The organism is Streptococcus infantis (assembly GCF_047464415.1).
GTDB lineage: Bacteria > Bacillota > Bacilli > Lactobacillales > Streptococcaceae > Streptococcus > Streptococcus infantis_AE.
The window spans coordinates 1-12,164 of sequence record NZ_JASHBX010000010.1 but is presented as its reverse complement, the minus strand read 5'-3'; the positions used below and the strand labels follow the sequence as shown (position 1 = coordinate 12,164).

The following is a 12,164-nucleotide window of genomic DNA, read 5'->3' as shown; positions in this document are numbered from 1 at the left end:
TTAGGAGAAATCTATGTCAGATTTAAAAAAATATGAAGGCGTCATTCCTGCCTTCTACGCATGTTATGATGATGCGGGCGAAGTAAGCCCAGAACGTACTCGTGCTTTGGTGCAATACTTTATTGATAAAGGTGTTCAAGGACTTTATGTCAACGGTTCTTCAGGTGAATGTATCTACCAAAGCGTAGCAGACCGCAAATTGATCTTGGAAGAAGTCATGGCAGTTGCTAAAGGTAAATTGACAATTATTGCTCACGTGGCTTGCAACAATACTAAAGACAGTATCGAACTTGCTCGTCATGCAGAAAGCTTGGGAGTAGATGCTATCGCAACAATCCCACCAATTTACTTCCGTTTGCCTGAATACTCAGTAGCAAAATATTGGAACGACATCAGTGCAGCAGCACCAAACACAGACTATGTTATCTATAACATTCCTCAATTGGCAGGTGTTGCTTTGACTCCAAGTCTTTACACAGAAATGTTGAAGAACCCACGTGTTATCGGTGTTAAAAACTCTTCAATGCCAGTTCAAGATATCCAAACTTTTGTTAGTCTTGGTGGTGATGATCATATCGTCTTTAACGGTCCAGATGAACAATTCCTAGGTGGACGTCTCATGGGTGCAAAAGCTGGTATCGGTGGTACTTATGGTGCTATGCCAGAACTCTTCTTGAAACTCAACCAATTGATTGCAGACAAAGACCTAGAAACAGCGCGTGAATTGCAATATGCTATCAACGCTATCATTGGTAAATTGACTGCTGCGCATGGAAACATGTATGGCGTTATCAAAGAAGTCTTGAAAATCAATGAAGGACTTAATATCGGATCAGTTCGTTCTCCACTTACACCAGTGACCGAAGAAGATCGTCCAGTTGTAGAAGCAGCTGCTCAATTGATTCGTGAAACTAAGGAGCGTTTCCTCTAATCAATAGGAGGCTTTATGACTAATTACGTTGCAATTGATATTGGTGGAACTAATATCAAATACGGTTTGATTGACCAAGATGGACAACTTGTTGAGTCTCACGAAGTAGCGACTGAGGCTCATAAGGGCGGTCCACATATCTTACAGAAAACAAAAGATATTGTCGCTAGCTATCTAGAAAAAGGACCGGTGGCTGGTGTGGCTATTTCCTCAGCGGGAATGGTTGATCCTGATAAGGGTGAGATTTTCTATGCTGGTCCACAGATCCCGAACTATGCAGGGACTCAATTTAAGAAAGAAATTGAAGAAAGTTTCCAAGTTCCTTGTGAAATTGAAAATGATGTCAACTGTGCAGGGCTAGCAGAAGCTGTTTCTGGATCTGGAAAAGGTGCAGGAATAACGCTATGTTTGACCATCGGAACAGGTATCGGCGGTTGCTTAATCATTGACGGCCAGATTTTCCATGGATTTAGTAATTCTGCCTGTGAAGTTGGCTATATGCATATGCAAGATGGGGCTTTCCAAGATTTAGCTTCTACAACTGCCTTGGTTGAGTATGTAGCTAAGGCTCATGATGAAGAAGTAGCCCATTGGAATGGTCGTAGGATTTTCAAAGAAGCTACAGAAGGCAATAAACTCTGTATGGAGGGAATTGACCGTATGGTAGACTATCTTGGGAAAGGTCTTGCTAACATTTGTTATGTTGCCAATCCAGAGGTTGTTATACTAGGTGGTGGTATTATGGGGCAGGAAGCGATTTTGAAACCGAAAATTCGTACAGCTCTGAAAGATGCGCTTGTTCCAAGTTTAGCGGAAAAAACAAGATTAGAATTTGCGCGTCATCAAAATACTGCGGGTATGCTTGGAGCTTACTATCACTTCAAAACAAAACAATCCTAAGTTGGCCTTGCCAATTTAGGATTTTTTAGTCATAAACAGTAAAATAATCATTTAGTAAAAATCTAGTTAAAACTTTGAAAACCCTTGCATTTTTTAATATAACATAGTATATTTATAATAATGCGAAAACTCTAGAAAAATTCTTGCTAAAGGAAGCATTATTTTATTTTTTAGAAAATGTAAGCGATTTCTACAACCTTATATTTACTCAAAATAAATAGCTCAGAGAAAGAATTTTAAGCTAGGGAATCAAACAAAAAATGTCGCCAGCTAAAGCTGGGCTTGGGCAGTAGCTGACTGCTCTAGAAGATTAGGAGTATTTGATGAAACAATATTTTTTAGAAAAAGGTCGAATATTTAGTATTCGTAAACTGACTGTTGGTGTTGCTTCTGTAGCAGTCGGTCTTGCTTTTTTTGCATCTGGTAATGTTGCGGCTAGTGAACTTGTGACAGAACCAAAACTTGAAGTAGATAGTCAAGCAAAAGAAGTGGCAGATGTAGATCATGAAAAAGAAGAAGCAGTCAAAGAAGAAGTAACTGAAAAAACAGAACCTGCTGTCGAGAAGGTGGCAGAGGAAGGAAAAACTGCTGAAGTGGCTAGTGATTTACTCCCTGAAGAAATCCCTGATCGTGCTTATCCTGATACACCAGTGAAAAAAATGGATACTGCAGCTATTGTTTCAGAGAAAGAAAGTCCACAAGTAGAGACTAAGAGCATTTTGAAACCTACAGAAGCAGCTCCATCTGAAGCTGGAAAAGAAAATAGAGCCATTATCAATGGCGGACAAGACCTTAAGCATATCAATTATGACGGTCAACCAGCTACATCTGCTACTATGGTTTATTCAATCTTTAGCTCACCTTTGGCCAATGGCGGTAGTCAGCGATACCTTAACTCAGGTTCAGGTATCTTTGTTGCTCCAAATGTCATCTTGACAGTGGCCCACAACTTCTTAGTCAAGGATGCGGATACTAATGCGGGATCTATCCGTGGTGGTGATACGGCTAAGTTCTACTACAATGTAGGTTCAAATACTGCTAAGAATAATTCTTTGCCAAGCTCAGGAAATACTGTTTTGTTCAAGGAAAAGGATATTCATTTCTGGAATAAAGAAAAATTCGGTGAAGGCTATAAGAATGACCTAGCCTTGGTTGTAGCTCCAGTTCCACTTTCAATTGCAAGTCCAAATAAGGCAGCTACCTTTACTCCTTTAGCAGAACATCGAGAATACAAAGCTGGAGAACCTGTTAGCATCATCGGTTACCCTACAGATTCAACTTCTCCAGAATTGAAGGAACCAATTGTTCCAGGTCAATTGTATAAGGCGGACGGTGTTGTTAAAGGTACTGAAAAGTATGATGATAAGGGAACAGTTGGTGTCACTTATCGTTTGACTTCTGTATCAGGTCTTTCAGGTGGTGGAATTATCAACGGTGATGGTAAGGTCATTGGGATCCACCAACGTGGAACTGTCGATAATGCAAACATTGCTGAAAAAGATCGCTTTGGAGGAGGGCTTGTCCTCTCACCAGAACAATTAGCATGGGTCAAAGAAATCATTGACAAATACGGTGTTAAAGGTTGGTATCAAGGCGATAACGGCAATCGTTATTACTTCACTCCAGAGGGAGAAATGCTTCGAAATAAGACAGCTGTTATCGGTGAAAACAAATATTCCTTCGATGAAAGTGGTGTAGCGACTCTTCTTGAAGGTGTTGATTATGGACGAGTTGTTGTCGAACACCTAGACCAAAATGATAATCCAGTCAAAGAAAACGATACTTTTGTTGAAAAGACAGAAGTTGGAACTCAGTTCGACTATAACTATAAAACAGAAATTGAAAAGACTGACTTCTTCAAGAAGAATAAAGAAAAATATGAGATTGTATCGATTGACGGCAAAACTGTCAATAAGCAACTAAAAGACGCTTGGGAAGATGATTATAGTGTTGTGAGCAAGGCTCCTGCAGGAACTCGCGTTATCAAGGTTGTTTATAAGGTCAATAAAGGTTCCTTTGACGTTCATTATCGTTTGAAAGGTACCGACCAAGAATTAGCAACTGCGACTGTGGATAATAACGATGGTAAAGAATATGAAGTTTCCTTTGTTCACAGATTCCAAGCCAAAGAAATTGCAGGCTACCGTGCAGTCAAGGCAAGCCAAGAAGCAACAATCCAACATAAAGGAGTGAATCAAGTTATTTTTGAATACGAAAAAATTGAAGATCCAAAACCAGTAACTCCTGCAACTCCAGTAGTGGATCCAAAAGACGAAGAAACAGAAATTGGAAACTATGGACCACTACCAAGCAAGGCCCAATTGGACTACCACAAGGAAGAATTGGCTGCCTTCATCCACTATGGTATGAACACTTACACCAACTCTGAGTGGGGAAATGGTAGAGAAAATCCTCAAAACTTTAACCCGACAAACCTTGATACAGACCAGTGGATTAAGACTTTGAAGGATGCTGGGTTCAAACGAACAATCATGGTTGTCAAACACCACGATGGATTTGTAATTTACCCATCTAAATACACAGACCATACGGTAGCTGCAAGTCCATGGAAAGACGGCAAGGGAGACCTTCTCGAAGAAATCTCTAAATCAGCAACGAAATATGACATGAATATGGGTGTTTACCTATCACCATGGGATGCCAATAACCCTAAATATCATGTTTCAACTGAAAAAGAGTACAACGAATACTACCTCAACCAACTGAAAGAAATCCTTGGCAATCCTAAATACGGAAATAATGGTAAGTTCATCGAAGTTTGGATGGACGGTGCGCGTGGTAGCGGAGCTCAAAAAGTAACCTACACCTTTGACGAATGGTTCAAGTACATCAAGGAAGCTGAAGGAGATATCGCTATCTTCTCTGCACAACCGACAAGTGTCCGTTGGATTGGTAATGAACGTGGTATCGCTGGAGATCCAGTTTGGCATAAGGTTAAGAAAGCTAAAATTACTGACGATGTGAAGAATGAATATCTCAACCATGGAGACCCAGAAGGAGATATGTACTCTGTCGGTGAAGCAGACGTTTCTATTCGTTCAGGTTGGTTCTACCATGACAATCAACAACCAAAATCAATCAAAGATTTGATGGATATCTACTTCAAGTCTGTTGGTCGTGGAACGCCACTTCTCCTCAATATTCCACCAAATAAAGAAGGTAAATTCGCAGATGCAGACGTTGCTCGCTTGAAAGAATTCCGAGCAACCTTGGATCAAATGTATGCGACTGACTTCGCCAAGGGAGCAACTGTAACTGCAAGCTCTACTCGTAAGAATCACTTGTACCAAGCAAGCAACCTAACAGATGGTAAGGATGATACTAGTTGGGCATTGTCAAATGATGCCAAGACAGGTGAGTTTACTGTCGATCTCGGTCAAAAGAGACGCTTTGACGTAGTCGAACTCAAAGAAGATATCGCTAAAGGTCAACGTATCTCTGGATTTAAGGTTGAAGTTGAGCTCAATGGTCGCTGGGTTCCATATGGAGAAGGTTCGACTGTTGGTTATCGTCGTCTTGTCCAAGGTCAACCTATTGAAGCACAAAAGATTCGTGTGACTATCACGAATTCACAAGCAACTCCTATTTTGACAAACTTCTCTGTTTATAAGACACCAAGTAGCATCGAAAAAACAGATGGTTATCCTCTAGGCTTGGATTACCATTCAAATACAACAGCTGATAAAGCAAATACAACCTGGTATGACGAATCCGAAGGCGTCCGTGGAACATCCATGTGGACCAATCAAAAAGATGCTAGCGTAACCTACCGTTTCAATGGAACTAAGGCTTATGTCGTATCTACAGTGGATCCAAATCACGGTGAAATGTCAGTTTATGTGGATGGTCAAAAGGTTGCAGACGTACAAACTAATAATGCGGCTCGTAAACGTAGCCAGATGGTTTATGAGACAGATGACTTGGCTCCAGGTGAACACACCATCAAACTCGTCAACAAAACTGGCAAAGCTATTGCAACTGAAGGTATCTACACGCTCAATAATGCTGGTAAAGGTATGTTTGAGTTGAAAGAAACTACCTATGAAGTTCAAAAAGGCCAACCAGTTACTGTAACCATTAAACGTGTTGGTGGTAGCAAAGGAGCTGCAACAGTCCATGTCGTGACTGAACCAGGAACAGGGGTTCACGGTAAGGTTTATAAGGATACAACAGCTGATTTGACCTTCCAAGAAGGTGAAACAGAAAAGACTTTGACAATTCCAACAATTGACTTTACGGAGCAAGCTGATTCTATCTTTGACTTCAAAGTGAAAATGACAAGCGCTTCAGACGAAGCTTTGCTTGGCTTTGCTTCAGAAGCAACGATTCGAGTGATGAAAGCTGAATTGCTTCAAAAGGATCAAGTCAGTCATGATGATCAGGCCAGTCAACTTGACTATAGCCCAGGTTGGCATCATGAAACCAATTCTTCTGGCAAATACCAAAACACTGAGTCTTGGGCATCATTTGGTCGTTTGACTGAAGAGCAAAAGAAAAATGCTAGTGTAACAGCTTACTTCTACGGTACAGGTTTAGAAATTAAAGGTTTTGTAGACCCAGGTCATGGTATCTACAAGGTGACGTTAGACGGTAGAAGAGTCGAGTATCAAGATGGCCTAGGTAATGCGTCTGAATACAACGGTAAGAAGTACTTCAGTGGTACAGCTGCCACACGTCAAGGTGATCAGACTCTCGTTCGTCTAACAGGACTCGAAGAAGGTTGGCATGCTGTAACCTTGCAATTGGATCCAAAACGTAATGATACTACGAGAAATATTGGTATCCAAGTTGACCAGTTTATCACTCATGGAGAAGATAGTGCTCTTTATACCAAAGAAGAGTTGCTTCAAGCTATGAAGAACTGGAAGGATGAATTGGATAAATTTGACCAAGCAAGCTTGAAGAACACTCCAGAGGCGCGTCAAGCCTTCAAGTCAAACTTGGACAAATTATCAGAGCAACTTTCAGCAAGCGATGCTAAACCACAAGAAGTTCTCAAAACAGCTACAGCCTTGCAAACGATCCTTGATAAGGAAGAAAACTACGGTGTCGAAGAAACACCAGCCCAACCAGAAGAGCCAAACTATGATAAGGCTATGGCAAGTCTGGCAGAGGCCATCCAAAACAAGAGCAAGGAACTAGGTGATGATAAGGAAGCTAAGAAGAAACTAGTTGAGTTATCAGAGCAAGCTCTTACTGCTATCGAGGCAGCTAAGACTCAGGATGCGGTAGACAAAGCCTTGCAAGCAGCTCTAACTTCTATCAACCAACTTCAAGCAACTCCAAAAGAGGAACCAAAACCAGAGCAACCAGCCCAACCAGAAGTGCCAAACTATGATAAGGCTATGGCAAGTCTGGCAGAGGCCATTCAAAACAAGACCAAAGAACTAGGTGATGATAAGGAAGCTAAGAAGAAACTAGTTGAGTTATCAGAGCAAGCTCTTACTGCTATTGAGGCAGCTAAGACTCAGGATGCGGTAGACAAAGCCTTGCAAGCAGCTCTAACTTCTATCAACCAACTTCAAGCGACTCCAAAAGAGGAACCAAAACCAGAGCAACCAGCCCAACCAGAAGAGCCTAAGATTGACTATGATAAGGCCATGGCAAGTTTGGCAGAGGCTATTCAAAACAAGACTAAGGAACTAGGCAACGATAAAGAAGCTAAGAAGAAACTAGTCGAGTTATCAGAGCAAGCAATTGCAGCGATCGAAGCAGCCAAGACTCAGGATGCGGTAGATAAAGCCTTGCAAGCAGCTTTAACTTCTATCAACCAACTTCAAGCGACTCCAAAAGAGGAACCAAAACCAGAGCAACCAGCCCAACCAGAAGAGCCTAACTATGATAAGGCTATGGCAAGCTTGGCAGAAGCCATTCAAAACAAGAGCAAGGAACTAGGCAGCGATAAAGAAGCTAAGAAGAAACTAGTTGAGTTGTCAGAACAGGCTCTTACTGCTATCGAAGCAGCTAAAAGTCAGGATGCAGTTGATAAGGCCTTGCAAGCAGCTCTAACTTCTATCAATCAGCTTCAAGCGACTCCGAAAGAGGAAGTAAAACATTCAAATCTTCCGACTGAAGGTGTTAAAGAATTGAGCTTTAGTCAACCAAGCCTTGAGGTAGTAGAAGAAGCTCTCAACTTCAAGACTGTTAAACGAGAAGATCCAACTCTTCCAGAAGGTGAAACTCGCGTAACTCAGGTAGGTCGCGCAGGCAAGGAACGTATCTTAACCGAAGTAGCACCAGATGGAAGCCGTACTAAAAAACTTAGCGAAGTTCTTGAAGCAGCACAAGATGAGATTGTGCTAGTCGGAACTAAGAAAGAAGAATCAGGCAAAACAGAGGCAGCTATCCATGAAGTGCCAGAGTTTACTGGTGGTGTAAATGGTTCAGAAGCAGCTATCCATGAAGTACCAGAGTTTACTGGTGGTGTAAATGGCTCTGAGGCAGCTATCCATGAAGTACCAGAGTTTACTGGTGGTGTGAATGGCTCTGAAGCAGCTATCCATGAAGTACCAGAGTTTACTGGTAGTGTGAATGGCTCTGAAGCATCTGTCCACAGAGTTCCAAACTTTGAAGGAGGAGTTTCTGGTGGGGAAGCGCCTATCCATCAAGTTCCAGGATTTACTGGTGGTGTAAATGGTTCAGAAGCAGCTATTCATGAAGTCGCTACACACAAGGATGAACAGTCGCATGTGGCTCAGGCAATATCACCAGATAAGACTTATCAAGCACCTGCAAATCGTCAAAATATTCTCCCTGAAACAGGCGCTAAAGAAACTGCTACCCTTGCAAGCTTGGGAGCTGTAGGAGCACTTCTTGGCCTAGCTGCAATGGGGAAGAAAAAAGAAGACGAATAGAATCTGTCAAACTCAAGAAATACTGTTGAGAAAGTATAGATTTTGTGGAAATTATTGCAGAATATTAAAGAAACTACTGTAATAATTGTCCAAACTTTAGAGATTGAAACCAATAACTAATCTCAATTATAAAAAGCGAGCAAAACGAGTTTTCTGAGAATCGGAATTCCGTCTTGTTCGCTTTTTTGGGGCTCTTTGTCAACTGTAGTGAGTTAGAATTTGGTCAAGGTTTAGAATGCTAGGCATTTGCTTCTTAGTGATGTAACCAAGTTTCACAAGGATGTAAATCTCTAGAAAGGCTAGACTCAAGCAACTGCCTTTCAAGAGTGAATAAACTATTCATAGACTGCTAGTTATACATATTTATGCTTTTATAACAGATTCGAGACAGCTTGGATTGCATTTTCTACTATTCTATCCGGCAAGCATAGTGGAGATCTCGTTCATGATCGGTATAGCATGGAATAAGTCCTTAGAAGAGTGATTATCTTTGTACATAAGTGTCTACTTTTACAATTTTTCACAACTTTAAAATGTCGGTATTTTACAGCTTTTGTACCGAACTTCTCCTTTTTATAGTATTTAAGTGATTTACGGTCAAATTTCTTGCCTTTGTCTACTAATCATGTATAATGAGGGTGGATAATAATAAAAAAAGGAGACTGCAATGTTTTTTAAACGTTCAAACGGTGAATTCCGTGAAACCGATCGAGTGACTCGGTTCAAATTAATTAAGTCGGGTAAGAATTGGTTGCGCGCATCTACTTCGAACTTTGGGCTTCTAAAAGTGATTCGTGGTCAAGTCGAAGAGACTATTGTAGCCGAAGTACATGAAGATGCGGTGTCAGAAAAGGGATTGACAAGTCGAGGATTCTTAAAAGGGATCGTCGTGGCCGCAGCTGTTCTTAGTGCGACATCGCTTGTACATACTGGTCATGCAGATGAGCTAGGAAAGGATGCAACTACTGCATCAGCTTTGGTTAGTGCACCTGCGGTTACATCAGAGTCAGAATCATTGAGTGGGCAAGGTTCTACGGACCAATCAGCAACTCTAAATGAATCTGCTACTGAAATAAAAGAAGATACAGTGGTTTCATCTGAACTAGTTGAAGATGCTCCTGTGTCTGAAGACAAAGCGATCTTGGAACAAAATGCTTCTGAAGCAGCTTTGTTGATTAACATCGCTGAAAAATATGCATCAAACCATCAAGATGCAGATCAAAAAGCAGCGATCCATGCAGCTGTTGCTAAGGTTCAATCAGAATTGTCTGCAAGCACTAGTTTAGCCAATGCAACTGCTCAAGCTTATGCAGATCAACGAGCACGTTTGAGCAAGTCAGTGGATGAGCTGATGGCAGTCTTAACAGTGGCAGGTTTTGAAGGTAACACTACTGTTAACGGATCACCAGCAGTCTCTGCACAATTGGACGCTATTTCAACGTCAACTACTCTTACCGCACCATCTGTATTAGAACCAATGGACCAACCAAATGGTGCTTCAATTGAAGATCCATCCTTGGACAATCCAAACTACAAATTGGATCCAAATGAAGAACGCTATACCTATTCAATCTGGGATCTTCAAAACTGGGCAGGTCCTGCTGATCAAGGTGGTTTCACATACAGTAATGGTGGTTACTATGTAACATTCTCAGTTGATCGCTCAGCTATTGGAACTACAACTACTCCGATTGTTCATGCCCGTTTGGTAGAAAAAGCTACGGGTAAAGAAGTAGAAACTTTGGATATGACTGCCAAGTCAACTTACCAATTTAAGACCTTGGTGCAAGCAAATCCAACTTACGCACCTCAATTTGACTATACTTCTGGAGAAGCTTCACAGATTCTAGGAACATGGACGAATAACCGTGATGCTGGTCCTACTTTAGATGATAGATATAAACACCATATTCTTCAAATTCGTGACACAATCAAACCAGGAAATGTTGGGGATACAAAACCAAATGTTCAAACAGTCGTTCCAACTGAAAAAGTAACCCATACAACTCACTATAAAGTTGAGGGTACAGATGAGGAATTGGCTTCATACGCTCAAACTGGTATTGAAAGCCAAACTTATCACGCCTCTAATCCGCGTACATTTGAAGGTTACGAATTTACACGTACTCAATCAGAAAAAGACATGACTGGATCACTCGGTGGTGTTGGAGCTAAGTACCTAGAACTTCAGGGTGGGCGCGCTCACTACTATGTGAAACGTATTGTAGAACAAGTCGATAAAGATGGGACATCTGTTGTTAAATTGTATGCTTTAGATCCTTCGAAGGTGTCATCATATAGCCCGGCAACTGATGTAAATAATCTTAATTTAGATAACTATACATTGTTGTATACCTCAGATCCTGTTAAACCAGGAGGTAAGCCAACACCTGCTGGAACAAAAGATGCCTTAAATGATCTGGGATATGTTGACAGTAAGGATGGACAATACCATCTTCGTGTACAAACATATACTGATAGTGGAAATGGGAATGTGCGCTTGAGTGGTTGGTACAATAAAGCCACAGGGGATGCCTTTACAGCCTCACCACAATTCTCAGCAGATGTCGATCCGGTTCGAAACAACACTTCCAACATCATTGGTGGGAATACACCAGGAGATAAAGCTTCAGGCTATCCATCATTCTTCAATAACTACTCACTTCCTTCTATTAAACAAATTTCTACCGATGTAACTCACTACTACCGTAAAACAGATGCTACAGGTAATGTTTACGTGCATTATCAAGATACAGAAGGTAAGACTATTAAGCCAGATGTAACCGATGAAAAAGACCAACCAGTTAATAAGGCCTACGATACAGTTGTAGACAATCGTCCGAACGAGATTACATTCGAAGGTAAGACTTACGAGTTAGTCCCAGCTGGTAACTACACAGTAGGTGAAGTTGATGACCAAGGACATCTTACATCATCAGACCCAACAACAGGTGCAGTTACTAAAGAGGATAAGAATGTAACTTTCATCTACAAACTTAAAGTAGGTGAAGTAGTTATTACTTACGTGGATGAGAAGGGTAAAGAGATTCAAAAACCTCGTCAAGACACACCAAACTCACCATACGATACACCATATAACACTACTGAAGAAGGTGAAAAACCTAACTTCATCAAGGCAGAAGATGGTAAGACCTATAAGATCGTACCGAAGGGGGATTATCCTGTAGGTAAGGTTGATGAGAATGGACACCTTGAAAAGTCTGACCCAGTTACAGGTAAGGTTACTAAACCAAAATCAACTATCACTTATGTTTATAAAGAAGTGAATGGTAGTGTCTATGTACACTATAAAGATACAGAAGGCAATGAACTTAAAGCTTCTGTAACGGATATGGATAAAGAACCAGTTGATTCAGCTTACGATACAGTAGTAGACAACCGTCCAAAAGAAATCGAAAAAGATGGTAAGACTTATGTATTGGTACCAGCCGGTAACT

The 12,164-nt window shown here is 41.1% G+C and carries 4 protein-coding genes; all 4 read left to right on the top strand.

The window, feature by feature from the left end; genetic code table 11:
- Positions 1 to 13 precede the first annotated feature (13 nt).
- Entirely contained in the window at positions 14 to 931 is a 918-nt protein-coding gene (locus QM460_RS06895; RefSeq protein WP_049510413.1) for a dihydrodipicolinate synthase family protein, read from the top strand.
- A gap of 15 nt (positions 932 to 946) precedes the next feature.
- On the top strand, positions 947 to 1,831 hold the full coding sequence (locus QM460_RS06890; protein WP_075228292.1) for an ROK family protein: 885 nt from the start codon (positions 947 to 949) through the stop codon (positions 1,829 to 1,831).
- 323 nt (positions 1,832 to 2,154) lie between these two features.
- Entirely contained in the window at positions 2,155 to 8,706 is a 6,552-nt protein-coding gene (locus tag QM460_RS06885; protein WP_414289625.1) for an SIALI-17 repeat-containing surface protein, read from the top strand.
- Positions 8,707 to 9,373: 667 nt separating this feature from the next.
- Positions 9,374 to 12,164 (top strand): accessory Sec-dependent serine-rich glycoprotein adhesin (locus tag QM460_RS06880; protein WP_414289624.1); only part of this gene is annotated, 2,791 nt, incomplete at its 3' end.